The organism is Bacteroides sp. MSK.20.12 (genome assembly GCF_019052435.1).
Taxonomy (GTDB): Bacteria; Bacteroidota; Bacteroidia; order Bacteroidales; family Bacteroidaceae; genus Bacteroides; species Bacteroides xylanisolvens.
Map to the genome: position 1 here is coordinate 64114 of NZ_JAHQVH010000014.1, position 19582 is coordinate 83695.

Here is a 19582-nt window from a genome sequence, read left to right on the forward strand (position 1 = left end):
GCATTGTTTTTTCAATTATACGATTTTATAATTAACCCCAAAAACGAAAGATATGAAAATTAGATTTATTTCCTTTTTCTTATTCATGTTGGCCATGAGTTGTTTTATGGCATGTAGTAGCGATGATCCGGCACCCGATCCTGAACCGGAGCCTGAACCGGAACCGGTGGAAACGGTTAATACGTATACGTACAAAGATAAGACGGTACAAGCGAAATCGGTATCTTGCTTTGAACAGGAAGGTATTGTATACGTATGTATGAGTCCGTTGCAAAGTTTGGAGACGATGGAAGACTTTATGAACAGCGGTAAGGAATATGTAATGTTGGGAGTGGATAAAAAACTGGTAGGCACTCCGGTCACGGTAGGTAATTCTGATAACGACAATTATGCGTTTTACTACATGGATGCCGACGGAGAGGCGATTGTCGCCGTTAGCCCTGATGGATGGGAAGACGTGTTGACGCAGGGAAAGATCACCGTGACAATGGTACCGGGAGAAAATGAAACATCGGCCGTGAAAGCTGTTTTCGACTTTACACTGAAAAGTGGCGGCAAATTTACGGGTGAGGCGGATTGCGTTTACAAAGCTCCGGAAAAGCTTCCGAGTGAATATTCTTTTGGGGACGAGGTGCGCCCGTTGAAGTCGGTTGTCGCTACCACACTGGGAGGTTTCCAGTATGTTTATTTAAGCCCGGAGACCGGGTTGACTACGGTAGAGGATATATCTGATGCCGAATATCTGATGCTGGCCATTACTCCCGAAATGATCGGACAAGAAATTGATATAACCTCTAGTGGAGACGCGGAGTATGCTTTCTATAATATGACAAACTTGGGAGCCGATGATATTGATGCAGTAGATCCTTACGGATGGTCTGAACTATGTTCGGCTGGTAAGCTCAAAGTAGAAAAGACAGATGAAAGCGTGAAAATAACCTTCAGCTTTACGTTGCTTTCGGGTGACAAGTTCAAAGGCTCTTATGAAGGTAGTTACACTGATATAAAGCAAAGCACTACCAATATTTTGACTTTGAATGGAGAAAATACGCGTGACATCAAGGCTACCTTTTATGAAAAGACCAATGAAGGAGTTGCCTTGTATCTCACTCCGTCAGGGATTTCATCTGCTGCAGATCTGAATAATGTAAATACATATTACGTACGTCTTTTTGTTCCGAATACAGGACTGGACGGACAGGAAGTAGATATAACAACTACGAATCTGGCTTTTGAGTTTACTTATTATAATCCGTATGATGAAGAAAGAATCGAAGTTTCTAAAGGACATCTGGAAGACGCGGCAGGTACATTCAGCGTGTCGAAATCGGCGGATAATGAATACTCGTTGACGCTCGACCTCAAATATTTGGGAGATAATAGTCTTAAAATATCGGGCAACTACAACGGTACTTTCAAAGTATATGATACGACGATCCCGAATCAATATCAGTTGGGGGCGGGCGGCACTCCGGTGACTATCCAGTCGGTAGTGGTAGATAAGACGGATGTGGATATTTGCGTTATTTATATTTCCCGGCAGGCAGGTATCACTACCGTAGCCGGAATGTCGGCAGCGGATGCGGTGGTACGTGTGCCGAAGAGCATGATGGAGGGAGCTGTTCACGGATTTTCCGGTAGCGCGGAAAATGCGAAGATATCGATCGCCTACGAAGGAGTCACTTATAATCAGGCTAATACGACGAACGGTCATTTGGCTGCAGGCGGCAATGCTTCTGTGGCTCTTCAAGGGAGTGAAATTGAAATGACATTCAATATTTTCTCTATTGTACAGTACGATAATAGCAGCTTGTCCGGTTACTATAAGGGGGCGACGACCGTAATAGAATAATGATTAAATGAAGTATATTCATGAAGAAAATTTTACTGAAATATTTGAACCTGTTTGCTTTGTCGGGGCTACTGTTGGCTTTCGTCGGATGCAGCGACGATAATGATTCGGTAACTCCCGGACCGGGCGTGGAGGAAGTGCCTTCCATCGGTACTTATTTTTTTCGGGGAGTGGCGAATAATATTGTGTCCGGTGTGGCTTCTGTGGATGGGGACTATTTAACTTGTGTCCTTTCGCCGGAAAAGATGGAGGAAGGAAAGGCTGATACTTATTTTGTTTTTTCTCTTCATTTGTATTGGGAAGGGCAGGTGGTGGATGCTTCTTCGCTCTATCACAACGACCAGTATGTTTTTATCTACGAAGATCCAATTTATTATTACTCGCAGTATAAAAAGGTCACAGGGACGTTTTATGTGCAGCGTAACAGCGAAACGAATATAACTGTCAAACTGAATCTGCGGCTTCATGACGGTGTCCGTTTTAAAGCGGAGGTCACTGCCGATTTAATGAAACCGTCGGGAGAAGAACCCTCGGAATAAAGCGGCTTCGGGTGATATTTTTGCCCGGTTATGAATTTATCTTTTAGACGCGGATAACGGACGCGGATTTTTAAATAGCTGTGCAGCTTTAAAAATCCGCGTCATCCGTGTCTAAAAAATTACTTGTAGGCTGAAGGGAAATCCTGCTCGGACACTACGATGGCAAATATCCATTTAAATCACTCTATTTTCATTCCTTTCCGTGCCGTATTTGTTTTTTAGGGTTCTCCCAAAAACTTGAAGAATAGTCCAACTTGAGCCGGAGTAAGTAAGATTGCCTTTTCGCTGTAGCCGGTTTGGGCGAGTGCGGCTTGTAATGCCGTATTTTGGGCAATCCAACTGCGGAGGGTGCGGCGTGCCGAGGCAGGCTGTATGTGAGGCAGATAAAGTGTGGCCAGCTGACTTTTGCTGTAAGTCTGTATGCGGGTAGAGTTTGCCGTCTCCGGCATTTCTTTTGGGCTGACGGAGCTTGCTGTTGTTTCTGTTTTCATTGTCGGTACTTTCTATTATTAGTAGGTGTTCATAATTAGTTTATATCATAATTAGTTTATATCATAATTCGTTTATATCATAATTTAGGCACGGATTACTCCTGAAAAAATAGCCATTAATCAGTGACAGGAACTTATCTGTTTCTTTTAAGTTTATCCTGTGTGAATGCGAAGATACGCTTTTTTATGCCAAGTGGTTCTGCTTTGTACAGAAGCCTCTGTTGGCATAGCTTGTGTAGAAATTGTGCCTTTGGGTTGTCTCTTGTGACGAGTTGTCACATTGTGTTCCTTTGCTTTTTTCCTTTCCTATACTTTTGCCTTCGTAATCGGTTACAGATAGAATTTATTCATTAATCATTAAAAAGAAGAAAGGAAAAAAGTATGCCATTAATTTACAAACCGTATCAGGCAACGCTTGCCAACAAGGAAGGACAGAAACTTTATTATCCCCGTCTGGTGAAATTCGGGAAAATGGTCAATACGCAGAAAATGGCGGAATTGATTGCAGAAAAAGCCTCGCTGACAGCGGGTGATGTTCATAACGTTATTCGTAACCTGATGTCGGTGATGCGTGAACAGTTGCTCAATAGCCGCACGGTGCGCCTCGAAGGCTTGGGGACGTTTACTATGATTGCCAAGGCAAACGGGAAAGGGGTAGAGTTGGAAAATAAGGTCAGCAGTTCGCAGATCACTTCATTGCGTTGCCAGTTTACGCCCGAATACACTCGTGCCGCCAACGGAAGTGCTACCCGTGCGTTGACCACCGGAGTGGAGTTTGTGCACATCAAGGATGTAGCGGGTTCGTTTGTGGCCGACGATGCCATTGACAAAGACCCGGATGACGATAATAAACCTGGTGGTGGAAGCGGAGAAGCGCCGGACCCGGCAGCTTAACCGGTAACTTGACTGTCAGCCGGACACGACCGACGGTTGACGGTTGACAGTCAAATCCCAACGGATATATAAACGGATCCCAACGGACATAAAACGGATTATTAACTTTTAAAAAGAAAACGGATGAGACTATTATTGGAGAAGTTGCTGGATATTCTTGAAGCAGTTCTGCGTTTCCGCCACCGGAGAAACGGCAAGGCAGAAAAGGATTAGCTAGCTGGAAAAGGCTTGGCATACCTGAAAAAAAAGGTATGAAACGGAATGACGTAAAAACATAGAACGTGCCGTCTGCACGTAGCTCGCGGAACAAGTAAAAAAACGTGTAGCAACTCATAGAGTAAACATAAGTAAGGAGCAAGTAAAGAAGCTGTCTCGAATGGACGAGGCAGCTTTTCTTTTTTCGTATTCCGAAAATACTTTTTCGGAAACATGGCGGAAATGAGAATTTTGATGATATTTTTTTTAAGACAGAAATATTTCTGAATGAGGCAGCTTTTTTGTATCCATTTATTTTCTTCTATTCTTGACCGTATTCAACAAAAAAACTCTATCTTTGTTTTATAATTGAGACACAGCATATAATGGGAAGATTTATCAATCCCTTTACCGATTTTGGCTTTAAGTTTTTATTCGGCAGAGAGGTAGAAAAGGAGTTGTTAATCGACTTCTTGAACGATTTGCTCGTAGGCGAGCACGTAATCACCGACATCAGGTTCCTTAACAACGAACAGCCGCCGGAAGTAAAAACAGAACGAGGTCTTATCTACGACATCTATTGCGTAACCGATACCGGTGAACGTATTATCGTAGAAATGCAGAACCGGGAACAGCCTTATTTTAAAGATCGTGCCCTCTTCTATCTTTCTAGGGCCATTACGCAGCAAGCGAAAAGGGGAGTTTGGAACTTCCAGTTGGATGCCGTGTACGGAGTGTTCTTCATGAATTTCGTGATGGATAAGGATATGCCCTCTAAAATCAGAACGGACATCGTTCTTTCTGACAGGGATACGGGGAAGCTCTTCAGCAACAAGTTCCGGCAGATTTTTATCGAACTGCCGAACTTCAACAAAGAAGAGGATGAATGTGAAAATGATTTTGAACGCTGGATTTATATACTAAAGCATATGGATACACTTGACCGGATGCCTTTCAAGGCTCGCAAGGCCGTCTTCGAGCGACTTGAAAAGTTGGCTTCCAAAGCAAATATGACCCAGGAGGAAAGAGCCCAGTATGAAGAAGAATGGAAAGTTTATAACGATTATTTTAATACGTTGGACTTTGCTGAACAGAAAGGCTTACAAAAAGGCTTACAAAAAGGATTACAGAAAGGCTTGCAAAAAGGTAAAGAAGAAACAGCTCGTAATTTGAAAGAATTAGGTGTGGCTGACGATATTATTATGAAATCTACCGGGCTTTCGAAAGAAGAAATAGAAAAATTATAATTTCTTTCATTCTATTGGAAAGAAAGGTTTTGTCGAAAGTGAAAAAATAGTCTATAACTTATGAAGCAAACGATAGTTGTGGAGACTTTTAACACATCCTTTTTTCGCTAAGGGTAAAGTATCTAAAAACTATATATGTCTTTGGGTGAAATAAACGGATTTGGAATATTATCCACGTTAAAATCAGAAAAAAGTTTTCCGTTTTGGAAAACTTTCTGTATCAGTGAGAAAGAATAGTTTCCCGAAATTTAATGTTAAAAGCTAACCAAGCTATGATATAATCTCCTATCTTTGTATCCGGTTTCGGAACTAAAAAGAGGTTTAGTCAATGAGGGAACGCTGTGCAAATCGGCGACAGTACCCGCTGCTGTAATTCTCTAAGAATCCGCACAATAGGCCACTGCATCGATGCCGGTGTGGGAAGGTGTTGCGGGGGAGGGATAAGTCAGAAGACCTGCCGAAGAGATTTTCTATTTTTAATTTATTAATGCTTTCGGGAGTTAAAGTTATGAACTACGCGGAAATTTGTATCATCAAACGTGATGGTAAAAGAGAAGATTTCTCTATCAGTAAGATTAAGAATGCAATCAGTAAAGCATTCAGTGCAAGTGGAATTCAGGATGAGCAGCAGTTGGTTGCTGACATCACCATGAATGTTATCAGTCAGTTTGCTACCCCCACGATCACCGTAGAAGAGATTCAGGACTTGGTAGAAAAGTCGTTGATGAAAGTGCGGCCGGAAGTAGCGAAGAAATACATCATCTATCGCGAATGGCGGAATACGGAGCGTGATAAGAAAACCCAGATGAAACAGGTGATGGACGGCATTGTGGCTATCGACAAGAACGATGTCAATTTGAGCAACGCCAACATGAGCAGTCACACGCCTGCCGGACAGATGATGACGTTCGCTTCCGAAGTAACTAAAGATTATACCTATAAATACTTGTTGCCGAAACGTTTTGCCGAAGCGCACCAGTTGGGAGACATTCACATCCACGACCTGGATTATTATCCGACAAAGACGACAACCTGCATCCAATATGATATGGATGACCTCTTTGAACGCGGTTTCCGCACAAAGAACGGTAGCATCCGCACCCCGCAAAGCATCCAAAGCTATGCTACGCTGGCTACCATCATCTTTCAGACCAACCAAAATGAGCAGCATGGCGGACAGGCGATTCCGGCTTTCGACTTCTTCATGGCAAAGGGAGTGGCCAAATCTTTCCGCAAGCATCTGGCATCGTTCATTAACTTCTATGTGGCTATGGAAAACGGAAATCAGGCCGATGAAAAATCCATCCGCACGTTGATTAAAGAATACCTTCCGTCTATCAAGTCCACCGAGGCCGAACGCGAAACATTGCGCATCGCTCTGGTCGCTTTACAGATCATTATAGATAAGGAACACCTTGCCCGCATTGTCGAAAAAGCCTACCAGCAGACCCGTAAAGATACACATCAGGCAATGGAAGGATTCATCCACAACCTGAACACGATGCATTCTCGTGGCGGTAACCAAGTGGTATTCAGTTCCATCAACTACGGAACGGACACTTCTGCCGAAGGCCGCATGGTGATCGAAGAACTGCTGAAAGCTACCATTGAAGGCCTCGGCACCAGAGGAGAAGTGCCCGTATTCCCCATCCAGATATTCAAGGTGAAAGACGGCGTTTCTTACTCGGAGAAAGACTTTGAGAAAGCAATGAAAGCGGAGAACATCGAAGAGGCAATGACCGACAGTTACGAGGCTCCCAACTTCGACTTGTTATTAAAGGCTTGCCAGACTACTGCGAAAGCGTTGTTCCCGAACTTCATGTTCCTCGACACACCTTTCAACAAGAACGAGAAATGGAAAGCCGACGATCCGCAGCGTTACATTTACGAACTGGCAACAATGGGTTGCCGTACCCGTGTTTTTGAAAATGTGGCCGGAGAAAAATCTTCTTTAGGACGTGGCAATCTTTCGTTCACCACACTGAATATGCCAAGACTGGCTATCGAAGCCCGTATCAAAGCGGAAAATCTGGTAGAAGATGAACGCAACAAGGACGCCATCGAACAAAAAGCAAAAGAAATTTTCATCGAATCTGTACACCAAATGTCTGCGCTCGTAGCCGACCAGCTTTACGAACGTTATCAGTATCAGCGTACGGCCCTGGCACGCCAGTTCCCGTTCATGATGGGAAATAATGTGTGGAAAGGCGGTGGCGAACTGAATCCGAACGAACAGGTAGGAGACGCCTTGCGCAGCGGTACACTGGGGATCGGATTTATCGGCGGGCATAACGCGATGGTGGCTCTCTACGGACAAGGTCACGGACACAGCCAGAAAGCATGGGACACGCTGTATGAAGCGGTGATGGAAATGAATAAAGTGGTAGACGAATATAAAGAGAAATATAACCTGAACTACTCCGTTCTGGCTACTCCTGCCGAAGGACTTTCGGGACGTTTCACGAAAATGGACCGCCGGAAATATGGAAAAATCCCCGGAGTGACAGATCGCGACTATTATGTCAACTCTTTCCACGTAGACGTGAAAGAACCGATCAGCATCGTTGAGAAAATCAAGCGTGAAGCTCCGTTCCACGCTATTACACGCGGCGGACACATCACGTATGTGGAGCTGGACGGTGAAGCGCAGAAGAATGTGCGTGCCATCGCCAAGATTGTGAAAGTGATGCACGACGAAGGAATTGGATACGGCTCTATCAATCACCCGGTAGACACTTGTCATAACTGTGGTTACAAGGGGGTTATCTTCGATAAATGCCCTGTATGCCAGAGTGAAAGTATTCTCCGTATGCGCCGTATCACCGGTTATCTGACGGGCGATTTAAGCTCTTGGAACTCTGCCAAACGGGCAGAAGAGAAGGACCGTGTAAAACATTTGTAGAATAAATGTTTGATAATTGATGAATGGATAATGAACGGTGCTTGATGAAAGCGTTACGGTTCATTATCCATTATTCGGTTATTACTTGCAGCACGTTACTCTCATCTTGTACTGTTCTGTAATGAGTATTTATTCCACATTTATATGGTTATCATCCATTCTCAAATCTTCATTTTTCATTAGCTATTAAAGAAGTGAATTTACTAGGAACTTATTCTGAAACGATTGTTGACGGTGAAGGTATCAGGTTTTCTATTTATCTTGCCGGCTGCTCCCATCATTGTCCCGGTTGCCACAACCCGGAGAGTTGGAATCCGGGAGCAGGAGAAGAACTGACGGAGGAGAAAATACGGTCCATCATCCGTGAAATCAAAGCGAATCCTTTGTTGGACGGCGTTACTTTTTCCGGCGGTGATCCGTTTTTTCATCCGGAAGCGTTCCTGCTTTTGCTGAAACGGGTGAAAGAGGAAACAGGGATGAACGTGTGGTGCTACACCGGATACACATACGAAGAAATTAAGGCGCAGCCTCGTTTGAGTGCCGCTCTTGATTATATTGATGTATTGGTGGACGGACGCTTCGAACAGGCTCTTTTCTCTCCATATCTGGAGTTCAGGGGAAGCAGTAATCAGCGGATTTTGAAGCTGAAGTAAATGTAATTCGACATTTAGAGTAAGTTGAATCCAGTAGTTGAGCACTAAAAAAACTTATTTTTCAAAGGAAACAAAAACACCTGTACCGTTGTTTTGTTTACCTTTACGAAACCAAGTGAATCATTTTTCATCACAGAGTAACGCGGTGCTTTTTGGTAGCCGGTGGGGCTTGCGTCTGTGTTTGTGTCTGCTTGATGGTGAAGAAATAAACGACTACTTACAAGAATAAGTTTTTATGGTACAATCAATAAATCCAACTCAAAAAAACGATGAGACCGATGGCTTGCCAATGCCTAAACGTATTTGGGCGGTGGTGTCTGTCGGCTTCGCTCTTTGTATGTCAGTACTGGATATTAACATCGTCAATATCGTACTACCTACACTTTCGCATGATTTTGGGACTTCTCCCGCTGTAACCACCTGGATTATCAACGGCTATCAGCTGGCCATCGTTATATCGCTACTGTCTTTTTCCGCTTTGGGTGAAATCATCGGTTACCGGAAAGTCTTTCTTTCGGGCATCGGATTGTTTTGCGTCACTTCATTGATCTGTGCCTTGTCCGATTCGTTTTGGACTTTGACGGTTGCCCGTATCTTTCAAGGGTTCAGCGCTTCCGCCATCACTAGTGTGAATACGGCACAGCTGCGTTACATCTATCCGAAGAGCCAGATCGGGCGGGGGATGGGGATTAATGCAATGGTAGTCGCTATATCGGCTGCCGCCGGACCATCTGTGGCGAGCGGTATTCTTTCCATTGCCAGTTGGCACTGGTTGTTTGCCATCAATGTGCCGTTAGGACTCACTGCATTGCTTCTCGGCATCAAACACCTGCCACGACAGGAGGAGCGTACGAAACGTAAATTCGATTATATCAGTGCCATTGCGAATGCGGTCACTTTCGGTCTGCTCATTTACACGCTGGACGGATTTGCCCACCATGAGAAAATGGACTTCCTTTTCATTCAACTGATTGTGTTGGCAGTGGTCGGTACCTACTACGTGCGCCGACAACTGACGCAGACCACTCCGCTGCTCCCTCTTGATCTGCTGCGGATTCCGATTTTCTGGCTGTCCATCCTGACTTCCATCTGTTCTTTCATAGCACAAATGACAGCGATGGTTTCTTTGCCTTTTTTCCTCCAGAACACTTTGGGACACAGCGAAGTCATGACCGGACTTCTACTCACACCGTGGCCGTTGGCTACGCTTGTCACGGCTCCGTTGGCAGGATATCTTGTCGAGCGCATCCACCCCGGTATCTTGGGAAGTGTCGGGATGGCTCTGTTTGCTGTCGGGCTTTTCTCGCTTTCCAGTCTGACTGCGGAGTCGTCCGATATTAGTATCATACTGCGTTTGATGCTGTGTGGGGCAGGCTTCGGATTGTTCCAGACACCGAACAACAGTACGATTATCTCTTCCGCTCCTACGCAACGTTCGGGCGGAGCCAGTGGTATGTTGGGAATGGCCCGCTTGCTGGGACAGACCACCGGGACAACATTGGTCGCATTGCTTTTCAGCTTTGTCGCTCATGACCGGAGTACGGCTGTCTGTCTTATGGTAGGAAGTGGATTTGCTGTTGTGGCGGCTATCGTCAGCAGCTTGAGACTATCGCAGCCTTCCACTCTGAAAAGAAAATAAGAACTGATAAAGTCAGGCGAATTGGAAATAAATAAACTGAGGCTGGTGCCGAAAGCGGAGCTCACTCCGGAACTGGAGGTGTACTACAATTATACCTGTCAGGAGGGCGATTATATCAAAACGTGCACAGTGCCTTCACCCAAGTTGGATGAAACGGATTTGGAAAGAGAAAAAAAGATGTTGAAGATGTTGAAGATTTAGAAGATTTAAAGGCAAGCAACTATAAAAAAGCATCCCGGATGAGAGAGGAGTGAATACCTGTTCTCATCCGGGATTGTTTTTTATGTCTTTCTTCTGTCGTTTGGTCTGTTAGAAGAAGAACCTTAGAATATCGTTGAAGTTAGCCCATATCAACAGACCAAAGAGTAGAATCATACCAGTCATTTGAGCGTATTCCATAAATTTGTCGCTCGGTTTGCGGCGAGCTATCATCTCGTAGAAGAGGAAGAGCACGTGGCCGCCGTCCAATGCGGGGATAGGGAGGATATTCATGAAAGCCAGAATGATGGAAAGGAAGGCTGTCATATACCAGAACTGGTGCCAATCCCATGTAGCAGGGAAGATGCTGCCGATCGTTCCGAAGCCACCTAGCTGTTTGGCTCCTTCTTTCGAGAAGAGGTATTTCATGTTTCCTACATATCCTTTCAGGGTCTTTACGCCGAGGGAGACACCTGCCGGGAAGGATTCGAAGAAAGTATATTCTTTTTTCACCATAGGGAGCAGGCGGTCTGTGACGAGACAGGCGGTTACACCCATCAGGTAGGCGGAATCTACACGCATATTCAATGTGTCGGTTACGCCGCCACGCACATAGGTCAGTGTAATCAGGCGCGGATCTATGCTGTCTTTGAGCAGGGTTTCCGCGTTTTTCTTACGTTCTGCCATCGCTTCTTTGAAGTCGGAGAAAGAAATCGGTGTTCCGTTCAGGGCGATAATGCTGTCACCCGGTTGGATGCCTGCTTGTGCGGCAGGAGAATTCACCATCACACTGTCTATCACATACGGGAAACGGTAGGAGGCAAAACGGATGCTGTCTGCCAGAAGACGTTGCATCAAGTCTTCAGGGATATAAACGGAGGCTTTCGCGCCGTTGCGGATAACGCTTACTTCGCGGGCGTCGGCAATCTGGCTCAACATATCGCCGTCATAACGTTCAAAAGGAACGCCGTCGGCAGAAAGAAGGATGTCGCCGTCCTGAAAACCTATGGATTTGGCCGTTTCGTTGAAATCCATACCGAGAGGAGCTTCCTGCACCTTTATATATTGGTCGCCCCACGCAAATAGAATCATCGAGTAGATGAACAGGGCCAACAGGAAGTTGAACAGTACGCCACCCACCATGATTAGCAGACGTTGCCACGCCGGTTTGGAACGGAACTCCCACGGTTGTTCGGGTTGTTTCATCTGCTCGGTATCCATCGACTCGTCAATCATACCGGCTATCTTGACATAACCGCCCAATGGCAGCCAACCTACTGCATATTCTGTGTCACTTTTCTTGGGCTTGAATTTAAACAGGGTGAACCAGGGGTCAAAAAATAAGCAGAATTTTTCTACACGCACCTTAAACAAACGGGCAAAAAGAAAATGCCCGCCTTCATGAATGATAACGAGCAAAGATAAGCTCATAATCAATTGCAGGGCACGAATCAAAAATGTTTCCATATAGTCTATTTACAATTTAAAGCCTTCACTGGATTCTCTGCCAAAGAGAAGATAAAGGCTATTTTCAATTTATATTAATACTAATCAATTTCTCTATTTTCTTTATTCCTCTACGAAATGAATTATATCAGACTTGCTGCTATCTTTCTTGCTTCCGCATCGGTAGCCACATAATCATCGTAGGTCGGGTTGGCAATGAAGGTGGCCCGTTCCATTGTTTTTTCTATCACGTCGCTCATGCCGAGGAAGCTGATGCCGTCTTTCAGGAAAGAGGCTACCACTACTTCATTGGCGGCATTAACGATGCAAGGCATGTTCCCTCCGCGATACATCGCTTCGTAAGCGAGTGCCAGATTGCGGAAACGTTTCGTGTCGGGTTGCTCAAACGTCAGGTTCGTGCATTTGGAGAAATCGAGCCTGTCGAAAGAAGAACTGATACGGTCGGGATAGGAGAATGCATACTGGATGGGCAGGCGCATATCGGGCATGCCCAACTGTGCTTTTACAGCTCCGTCTTCAAACTGCACCATCGAGTGAATGACTGATTGCGGATGCACAACCACCTCAATCTGACTGGGTTGAACACCGAACAGCCATTTGGCTTCGATCACTTCAAAACCTTTATTCATCATAGAAGCAGAGTCAATCGTGATTTTTGCTCCCATTTCCCAATTGGGATGTTTTAAGGCCTGTGTCTTAGTCACGGACTTCAATTGTTCCAAAGTGTAAGTGCGGAACGGACCTCCGGAGGCAGTCAATATCACTTTCTCAATCGGATTGCCCACTTCTCCCGCTAAACACTGAAAAACGGCGGAGTGTTCAGAGTCTACCGGCAGAATCGGAGTGCGATATTGTTGTGCCAGCTGGTTAATCAGTTCACCTGCTACTACCAATGTTTCTTTATTTGCCAACGCAATCGCTTTCTTGGCACGGATCGCGTTGATTGTCGGCTTCAGTCCGGCATAACCGACCATGGCTGTCAATACCATATCAATAGGACCCGCTTCCACAATCTGACAGATAGCGTCGGTCCCTGCATACACCTTGATAGGCAGGTCGCTCAATGCTTCTTTCAGTTCGGAATACTTTTCTTCGTTGGCTATCACTACCACTTCCGGCTGGAACTTCCGTGCCTGGGCAATCAGTAGTTCCACACGATTGTTGGCTGTCAGTGCGTATGCTTCGTACAGGTCGGGATGCTCTTCGATGACTTGCAAAGCCTGCGTCCCGATAGAACCTGTGGAGCCAAGGATAGCTATTTGTTTTTTCTTTTTATTAGTCTCTATATTCATTTTATCTATTTCTTCCTATTTTGTTGACAAACATATCATCGCTGATTATCACTTATATCTCATCACTCGCCATATCTCATCATTCATCATTGATAACTTAAAAAACGATGTATTTTTCCGGATTTACCGGGTGACCTTTATACCAAAGTTCGAAGTGCAGGTGCGGTCCTGTACTAAGTGTTCCGCTATTTCCTACCAGGGCGATGGCTTCGCCTCCTTTCACCCGTTCACCTTCCTTTTTCAGGAGAGAGCCGCAGTGTTTGTAGATCGAAATTAAATCCTGGTTGTGTTGCACGCCAATCAGATAACCGGTTTCAGCGGTGTATGTACTAAGGATGACGGTTCCGTCCATGGTTGCCAGTACGCTTTCGTTGGGATTGGCGGCAATGTCAGTGCCGTAATGTTTCTTTTCGGCATTGAAGTGGTCGGACACCATGCCTCGTGTCGGACGGTATAATATCAATCCGGTCACGTCCGGTTGGGAAGTGATGGAGGTCAGATTATATTTTTCATTCTCCTCATATTGGCGGCGGAATTCTTCTTCCCGCTTGGTTCGTTCCATCAACGTGTCTTCACGGGCAGCAGTCAGCGAATCAAGCGTTTGCACGCTGTCGATAGGCACTTTCCCGCTGAAGATGTCCTGAATATTCATGATGTAGAGGTTCTGCTTGTTGAGCACTTGTTGCAAAGAGTCTACACGCAGCGCATTGTCTACAATCTGTGTACGGACTTCACTGTTCATATATCCCGGAAGATAATTGCGTAACGGGGTGAAAGTAATGATGCAGGAAGCAATCAGGAAAAGCACTGCCAGCACGCAAAGTAAAACGGATAGTCCATTGAGCTTGGATACACGAAGTCCGACAATTTCTTCAAGTGTATTTTCATTAACGATCGTTAGTTTATACTTGAACTTGAAATTTTTCCAGAAAGCTTTACTTCGTCTTCTCTTTGGCATCTCGGATATTTACTATTTTACGATTTACTATTTACTATTTTCAGTTGATGAGTGACTCATCGTTTGATTTGTTCTCATCGGTCATCTTCCAATTCTTCCAGATTGAGTAACCCTTCGGGAAGTTCCACGGTGATGAGTTTTTGTTTCTGATCTACTCCTACGATAAATTCCTCCTGGGCGGGAACGAGTAGTTCCTCTTCTTCTCTTTCAACCACAAAAAGGGTGTTTACCGTAGTGGTATCCACATCTATCACTTCTCCCAGAGGTCCGTGATGAATGTCTTCCATTTGGAAACCGATAAAGAAGTTCCAGGACAATTCGCCGTCTTCCGCTTCTTCCGCATGCTTTACGGGGAAGTAAACTTCGATGTTGGTGAACATTCGGGCACGTTCGGCGGTGTCTATTCCTTCCAGTTTTACCAAAGCGGTGGAATCGGAACGGAAACGGTATTCTTCAATGAAGAAAGGCACGAAAATACCGTCGAGCAGGCATATCAGATAATCGCAGTCCACACGGTCGAAAATGTCGTCCGTAAACGTAAACTGCAATTCGCCGTGAATGCCATGCGGTTTATTGAATAATCCTATCTTATATACTTCTTCTTTCTTTATCATATTCGGGTGATTCTGGCTCCGATAGCGTTCAGACGTCCTTCGATGTTCTGATAACCACGGTCTATCTGTTCGATGTTACTAATGGTACTGGTTCCTTCGGCACTCATGGCGGCAATCAGAAGGGCGATACCGGCACGTATATCCGGTGAAGTTAGGCGGGCACCGCGCAACTTGAAGCCATGATTGTGTCCGATGACTACGGCACGGTGAGGGTCGCAGAGGATAATCTGTGCACCCATATCGATTAGCTTGTCCACAAAGAACAGGCGGCTTTCGAACATCTTCTGATGGATCAGTACGCTGCCTTTGGCTTGTGTGGCTACAACGAGCATCACACTAAGCAAGTCGGGAGTCAGTCCCGGCCAGGTGGCGTCGGCTATCGTCATGATGGAGCCGTCGATGAATGATTCTATTTGGTAAGTTTCCTGTGCGGGAACATAAATGTCATCTCCTTTCTGTTCGAGCTTGATGCCCAGGCGGCGGAAGCTCTCGGGGATGATTCCAAGGTTCTCGTAAGAAACGTTCTTGATGGTGATTTCGCTTTTTGTCATGGCTGCCATACCGATAAAACTGCCGACTTCAATCATATCGGGCAATACGGTGTGTTGCGCGCCATGCAATTCTTCCACACCTTCAATAGTAAGCAGGTTGGAGGCAATTCCGCTGATTTTCGCTCCCATCCGGTTGAGCAACCGGCAGAGTTGTTGCACGTAAGGTTCGCAGGCAGCGTTGTAGATGGTAGTAGTGCCTTTGGCGAGCACGGCAGCCATTACGATATTGGCTGTTCCGGTGACGGATGCTTCGTCCAGCAGCATATAGCTTCCTTGAAGTCTGTCGGCTGTTATTTCATAAATGCCCCGTCCTTCATCATAACGGAAGTCCGCTCCTAAATTCTGAATACCTACAAAGTGAGTATCCAAACGGCGGCGACCGATTTTATCTCCTCCCGGCTTGGATATCAACGCTTTGCCGAAACGTGCCACCATAGGGCCAATCAGCATGACAGAGCCTCGCAGACTGGAGCATTTCTTTAAAAACTCATCGCTTTCCAGATAAGCCAAGTCTACATTCTCTGCTTTAAAACTATAAGAATCAATGCCTTTCTTTGCAACCGTCACTCCCATCTCGCGCAAGAGCTGAATCAAGTTGTTGACATCAAGAATGTCAGGTATATTGTTCACCGTTACTTCCTCTGCGGTTAGCAATGTGGCACAGATGATCTGCAAAACTTCGTTTTTAGCTCCTTGCGGGTGAATCTCTCCGCAAAGCCGATGTCCTCCTTCGATTACAAATGAAGCCATTAATTTTTTAAGTATTAAGTTAAATTCAAGTATTAAGTATCAAGTATTAACCGTACGGTATCGAACGTTAAGTAAATAAGTAAAAGAAATCCAACCAGTGCCAACAAGCGGCTACGATTAATACTTAATACTTTTTTAATATCTTCTCTTGTTGTTCTGACGATTATTGGTATAGTTCGTCTTCGGACGATAGTTCTGGTTCAGGCGTTCTGCCATCAGCCGGACGATATCGTCAGTCATTTGGAGTTCCCCGTTGGAGAGTTCGTACAGGTCTTCGGCGATCTTTTTGTCGTCCACTGTATCTTTGTTCCATGCCAGGTAGTCCTTCTTCATGTGGTTGCAGATGAGGGCAATCAGGTTTCTCTTTTCGTTTCCTTCGGGGAATTCGATTGCTTTCTTTATCAGCACTTCCAGTGTGCGTCCGTAGTGGCGATAACGCATACGGGCAGTGGAGTAGGGGATCGGATCCGGACGGGTCACCAGGTTATCCTTACGGATGATTTCATACGGGTAGTCAATATCCAGCTCAAAACCGGACATGATAGCCAGGTGATCCCAGAGCTTGTGCTTGAAGTCGGGCACATCACGCAAATGGGGGAACATATTTCCCATAATGTTGATGATGGTGTTGGCACAACGCTGACGTTCTGCACGATCCTGAATGGTCAACGCATAATCTACCATGTTCTGGATGCTACGCCCGTATTCGGGAAGCGGCATTCTTTTCTGTTGAGTATTGTATTGCATTTATTTAATTGAAAGTTTAAAATTAAAAATTAAAGAAGTTTTTTCGGCATGGAAGCAACGAATTCTTTCAAGTAGAAAGGTTCGAAGTAAGCCACGTCTTTATAATCTTCGTCGGCTATTGCTTTTTCTGCCAGCGGGAACATCATTTTAGCCAACGGGTGAATATTGTCGATAAAATGTGCGTTCGGATGCGTAATCTGTTCGCGGCATTTATCGGCCCCGTTTCCAAAGAAATAAACCGGCTGCTCGTTCAGAAACTCCAAGTAAGAGTTTTCGTCTACAATATCGGCAGCTACTGCACGTTTCACCTGAAGTCTGCGGTCATAAACGGCTGCGTATACTTCCATGCGGCGGGCGTCGATCATCGGACAAAGCAAAGCGTCCTCGGGCAAGTCGTGATACAACAACACCGGAACAGTCAATACTTCCAGCGTCGGAATACCGATCAATGGGACGTTACGTCCGTAACAAACTCCTTTCGCCATAGAAACCCCGATTCGAAGTCCGGTATAAGAACCCGGCCCACAGCTCACTGCGACTGCATCCAAAGGGATGGCATGACTGTCTATGAAAGACAACGCTTCATCTACAAAAACTCCTAAAGACACGGCGTGTGAAGGGCCTTTCAAATCTTCTTTCACAAAAATCGTCTGTCCGTCTTGACTGGCCGCTACCGAGCAAACAGAGGTAGAGGTTTCAATATTCAGTATACACGACATAAAAATCAGCTTATTAAATTGTCGCAAATTTACATGATTATTTCCAATTCTTAAAATATTCGTGTACTTTTGCACAAAACTTTAAGGTTATGATACAGTCTATGACAGGATACGGCAAAGCTACGGCCGAACTTCCTGATAAAAAAATAAATGTAGAAATCAAGTCGCTCAACAGCAAGGCAATGGATTTATCCACTCGCATCGCTCCGGCGTATCGTGAAAAAGAGATTGAAATCCGTAATGAGATTTCTAAAGTGCTGGAACGTGGAAAGGTCGATTTCAGCCTGTGGATCGAGAAGAAAGAAGCGGCAGAAAATGCGACTCCTATCAATCAAGTATTGGTGGAAGGTTACTACAAACAGATTTTGGCAATCTCGCAGAATCTTGGTATCCCTGTTCCTGCCGACTGGTTTCAGACATTGCTCCGTATGCCGGATGTGATGACTAAAACGGAAATCCAGGAACTGACCGAAGAGGAATGGAAAATGGTGCACGCCACTGTGCTCGATGCTATCAGTCATCTGGTAGATTTCCGCAAACAGGAAGGTGCTGCACTGGAAAAGAAGTTCCGTGAGAAGATCGCCAATATCTCAAGCCTGCTCGAAAAGATCGCTCCTTACGAAAAAGAACGTGTGGAAAAAGTGAAAGAACGCATCACGGATGCTCTCGAAAAGACATTAAGTGTGGATTACGACAAGAACCGCTTGGAGCAGGAATTGATCTATTACATTGAGAAACTGGATGTCAATGAAGAAAAACAACGCCTTAGCAACCATCTGAAATATTTCATCAGTACAATGGAAAGCGGTAACGGACAAGGTAAGAAACTTGGTTTTATCGCCCAGGAAATGGGTCGGGAAATCAATACGTTAGGTAGCAAGTCCAATCATGCCGAAATGCAGAAAATCGTTGTTCAGATGAAAGATGAGTTGGAGCAGATTAAGGAGCAGGTGTTGAACGTGATGTAATTTACTCACAATAAATTCATTTACGATTAGACGATTTACGATGTACGATTGAAGTTAGTATTGCGAAATAATAGTGTACACATTTGGATATTTATAAATTCAAAAAATAATATCAATCGTACATCGTAAATCGTCTAATCGTAAATAACTTAATGTCAAATAAACTTTAATAATGACCGGTAAACTAATTATTTTCTCTGCCCCGTCAGGTTCGGGCAAATCTACTATTATCAATTATCTGCTGACGCAGAATTTGAATCTTGCATTTTCTATTTCTGCTACCAGCCGTCCTCCGCGTGGGACGGAGCAGCACGGAGTGGAATATTTCTTTCTTACGCCGGAGGAATTCCGTTGTCGCATTGAGAACAACGAATTTTTGGAGTATGAGGAAGTATATAAGGACCGTTATTACGGAACGTTGAAGGCACAAGTGGAAAAGCAACTGGAAGCAGGTCAGAATGTTGTGTTTGACGTTGATGTGGTAGGTGGATGTAATATCAAGAAGTTTTATGGTGACCGTGCATTGTCAGTGTTCATTCAACCGCCTTCGGTGGAAGAATTACGTTGCCGGTTGGAAGGGCGCGGAACGGATGCCCCGGAAATTATTGAAAGCCGGATTGCTAAGGCGGAATATGAGTTGGGGTTTGCTCCGCAATTCGATTGTGTGATTGTCAATGACGATTTGGAAGCTGCGAAGGCAGAAGCGTTGAAAGTAATCAAAGAGTTTTTAGCCGAAGAATAAGACTTGAGAATGTACAAGAAGAACTGTAACACCCGAAAATGGATGTATCTGTGTGCCGTCACCGGTGTGATGAATCTTCTTGCTTTTATTGTATGCCTTTATTTTCAACAATGGGTCATAAGCGGCATTGCGCTACTTCTCACAATCAGACAAGCTATTGTTTT

18 protein-coding genes and 1 riboswitch are annotated in these 19582 nt (G+C 45.0%); of the genes, 10 read left to right on the forward strand and 8 right to left on the reverse strand.

Annotated features, from left to right (window positions below):
* Window positions 1-52: 52 nt before the first annotated feature.
* Window positions 53-1852 (forward strand): hypothetical protein, encoded by a 1800-nt coding sequence (locus KTR06_RS09615; protein ID WP_117809282.1) that lies wholly within the window; start codon window positions 53-55, stop codon window positions 1850-1852.
* A gap of 20 nt (window positions 1853-1872) precedes the next feature.
* Window positions 1873-2391: a hypothetical protein gene (locus KTR06_RS09620; protein WP_217290291.1), complete on the forward strand. Its 519-nt coding sequence runs from the start codon at window positions 1873-1875 to the stop codon at window positions 2389-2391.
* A 218-nt stretch (window positions 2392-2609) separates the two neighbouring features.
* On the opposite strand, the gene KTR06_RS09625 is transcribed toward KTR06_RS09620, so the two are convergent.
* The gene (locus KTR06_RS09625) at window positions 2610-2882 is read right to left on the reverse strand and encodes a DUF4248 domain-containing protein (RefSeq protein ID WP_004314025.1); all 273 of its coding nucleotides are present in this window, start codon (window positions 2880-2882) and stop codon (window positions 2610-2612) included.
* Between the two features lie 381 nt (window positions 2883-3263).
* On the opposite strand from KTR06_RS09625, the gene KTR06_RS09630 reads away from it, so the two are divergent.
* The 6 genes from KTR06_RS09630 (at window position 3264) to KTR06_RS09655 (ending at window position 10613) form a co-directional block, all read left to right on the forward strand.
* Window positions 3264-3776, forward strand: coding sequence for an HU family DNA-binding protein (locus tag KTR06_RS09630; RefSeq protein ID WP_008018168.1), 513 nt, complete (start codon window positions 3264-3266; stop codon window positions 3774-3776).
* 581 nt (window positions 3777-4357) lie between these two features.
* Complete coding sequence (locus KTR06_RS09635) at window positions 4358-5218, forward strand: Rpn family recombination-promoting nuclease/putative transposase (protein ID WP_009038696.1); 861 nt, start codon at window positions 4358-4360, stop codon at window positions 5216-5218.
* A gap of 287 nt (window positions 5219-5505) precedes the next feature.
* Window positions 5506-5695: riboswitch (cobalamin riboswitch) on the forward strand.
* A gap of 31 nt (window positions 5696-5726) precedes the next feature.
* Entirely contained in the window at window positions 5727-8120 is a 2394-nt protein-coding gene (locus tag KTR06_RS09640) for an anaerobic ribonucleoside triphosphate reductase (RefSeq protein WP_004313429.1), read from the forward strand.
* Window positions 8121-8314: 194 nt separating this feature from the next.
* On the forward strand, window positions 8315-8773 hold the full coding sequence (gene nrdG / locus KTR06_RS09645) for an anaerobic ribonucleoside-triphosphate reductase activating protein (protein WP_151922281.1): 459 nt from the start codon (window positions 8315-8317) through the stop codon (window positions 8771-8773).
* A 235-nt stretch (window positions 8774-9008) separates the two neighbouring features.
* Window positions 9009-10412: an MFS transporter gene (locus KTR06_RS09650; RefSeq protein ID WP_151922282.1), complete on the forward strand. Its 1404-nt coding sequence runs from the start codon at window positions 9009-9011 to the stop codon at window positions 10410-10412.
* 21 nt (window positions 10413-10433) lie between these two features.
* On the forward strand, window positions 10434-10613 hold the full coding sequence (locus KTR06_RS09655) for a hypothetical protein (protein ID WP_151922283.1): 180 nt from the start codon (window positions 10434-10436) through the stop codon (window positions 10611-10613).
* Window positions 10614-10721: 108 nt separating this feature from the next.
* On the opposite strand, the gene rseP is transcribed toward KTR06_RS09655, so the two are convergent.
* The 7 genes from rseP to tsaB form a co-directional block, all read right to left on the reverse strand.
* Complete coding sequence (gene rseP, locus KTR06_RS09660; protein ID WP_151922284.1) at window positions 10722-12077, reverse strand: RIP metalloprotease RseP; 1356 nt, start codon at window positions 12075-12077, stop codon at window positions 10722-10724.
* A 122-nt stretch (window positions 12078-12199) separates the two neighbouring features.
* Window positions 12200-13369: a 1-deoxy-D-xylulose-5-phosphate reductoisomerase gene (locus KTR06_RS09665; RefSeq protein WP_004317002.1), complete on the reverse strand. Its 1170-nt coding sequence runs from the start codon at window positions 13367-13369 to the stop codon at window positions 12200-12202.
* A gap of 97 nt (window positions 13370-13466) precedes the next feature.
* Window positions 13467-14327: a M23 family metallopeptidase gene (locus tag KTR06_RS09670; protein ID WP_004317001.1), complete on the reverse strand. Its 861-nt coding sequence runs from the start codon at window positions 14325-14327 to the stop codon at window positions 13467-13469.
* A gap of 74 nt (window positions 14328-14401) precedes the next feature.
* On the reverse strand, window positions 14402-14941 hold the full coding sequence (rimM, locus tag KTR06_RS09675) for a ribosome maturation factor RimM (RefSeq protein ID WP_217290292.1): 540 nt from the start codon (window positions 14939-14941) through the stop codon (window positions 14402-14404).
* Entirely contained in the window at window positions 14938-16242 is a 1305-nt protein-coding gene (gene murA / locus KTR06_RS09680; protein WP_004316999.1) for a UDP-N-acetylglucosamine 1-carboxyvinyltransferase, read from the reverse strand. The genes rimM and murA overlap by 4 nt, the downstream gene beginning before the upstream one ends.
* A gap of 135 nt (window positions 16243-16377) precedes the next feature.
* Complete coding sequence (locus tag KTR06_RS09685; protein ID WP_004316998.1) at window positions 16378-16989, reverse strand: DUF4290 domain-containing protein; 612 nt, start codon at window positions 16987-16989, stop codon at window positions 16378-16380.
* A 29-nt stretch (window positions 16990-17018) separates the two neighbouring features.
* A complete protein-coding gene (gene tsaB, locus KTR06_RS09690; protein ID WP_004316997.1) occupies window positions 17019-17708 on the reverse strand; it encodes a tRNA (adenosine(37)-N6)-threonylcarbamoyltransferase complex dimerization subunit type 1 TsaB in 690 nt (229 codons plus the stop codon).
* An 89-nt stretch (window positions 17709-17797) separates the two neighbouring features.
* On the opposite strand from tsaB, the gene KTR06_RS09695 reads away from it, so the two are divergent.
* The gene (locus KTR06_RS09695) at window positions 17798-18676 is read left to right on the forward strand and encodes a YicC/YloC family endoribonuclease (protein WP_008641269.1); all 879 of its coding nucleotides are present in this window, start codon (window positions 17798-17800) and stop codon (window positions 18674-18676) included.
* A gap of 172 nt (window positions 18677-18848) precedes the next feature.
* On the forward strand, window positions 18849-19418 hold the full coding sequence (gene gmk, locus KTR06_RS09700) for a guanylate kinase (RefSeq protein ID WP_008641270.1): 570 nt from the start codon (window positions 18849-18851) through the stop codon (window positions 19416-19418).
* Window positions 19419-19582: the final 164 nt, after the last annotated feature.

Bases quoted from the DNA above. Each gene is read 5' to 3' on its own strand.
- KTR06_RS09620 (WP_217290291.1), top strand. From the start codon at position 1,873: ATGAAGAAAATTTTACTGAAATATTTGAACCTGTTTGCTTTGTCGGGG.
- KTR06_RS09635 (WP_009038696.1), top strand. From the start codon at position 4,358: ATGGGAAGATTTATCAATCCCTTTACCGATTTTGGCTTTAAGTTTTTA.
- KTR06_RS09625 (WP_004314025.1), bottom strand. From the start codon at position 2,882: ATGAAAACAGAAACAACAGCAAGCTCCGTCAGCCCAAAAGAAATGCCG.
- KTR06_RS09630 (WP_008018168.1), top strand. From the start codon at position 3,264: ATGCCATTAATTTACAAACCGTATCAGGCAACGCTTGCCAACAAGGAA.
- KTR06_RS09615 (WP_117809282.1), top strand. From the start codon at position 53: ATGAAAATTAGATTTATTTCCTTTTTCTTATTCATGTTGGCCATGAGT.
- KTR06_RS09695 (WP_008641269.1), top strand. From the start codon at position 17,798: ATGATACAGTCTATGACAGGATACGGCAAAGCTACGGCCGAACTTCCT.
- murA (WP_004316999.1), bottom strand. From the start codon at position 16,242: ATGGCTTCATTTGTAATCGAAGGAGGACATCGGCTTTGCGGAGAGATT.
- rseP (WP_151922284.1), bottom strand. From the start codon at position 12,077: ATGGAAACATTTTTGATTCGTGCCCTGCAATTGATTATGAGCTTATCT.
- KTR06_RS09670 (WP_004317001.1), bottom strand. From the start codon at position 14,327: ATGCCAAAGAGAAGACGAAGTAAAGCTTTCTGGAAAAATTTCAAGTTC.
- KTR06_RS09640 (WP_004313429.1), top strand. From the start codon at position 5,727: ATGAACTACGCGGAAATTTGTATCATCAAACGTGATGGTAAAAGAGAA.
- tsaB (WP_004316997.1), bottom strand. From the start codon at position 17,708: ATGTCGTGTATACTGAATATTGAAACCTCTACCTCTGTTTGCTCGGTA.
- KTR06_RS09650 (WP_151922282.1), top strand. From the start codon at position 9,009: ATGGTACAATCAATAAATCCAACTCAAAAAAACGATGAGACCGATGGC.
- rimM (WP_217290292.1), bottom strand. From the start codon at position 14,941: ATGATAAAGAAAGAAGAAGTATATAAGATAGGATTATTCAATAAACCG.
- KTR06_RS09665 (WP_004317002.1), bottom strand. From the start codon at position 13,369: ATGAATATAGAGACTAATAAAAAGAAAAAACAAATAGCTATCCTTGGC.
- gmk (WP_008641270.1), top strand. From the start codon at position 18,849: ATGACCGGTAAACTAATTATTTTCTCTGCCCCGTCAGGTTCGGGCAAA.
- KTR06_RS09685 (WP_004316998.1), bottom strand. From the start codon at position 16,989: ATGCAATACAATACTCAACAGAAAAGAATGCCGCTTCCCGAATACGGG.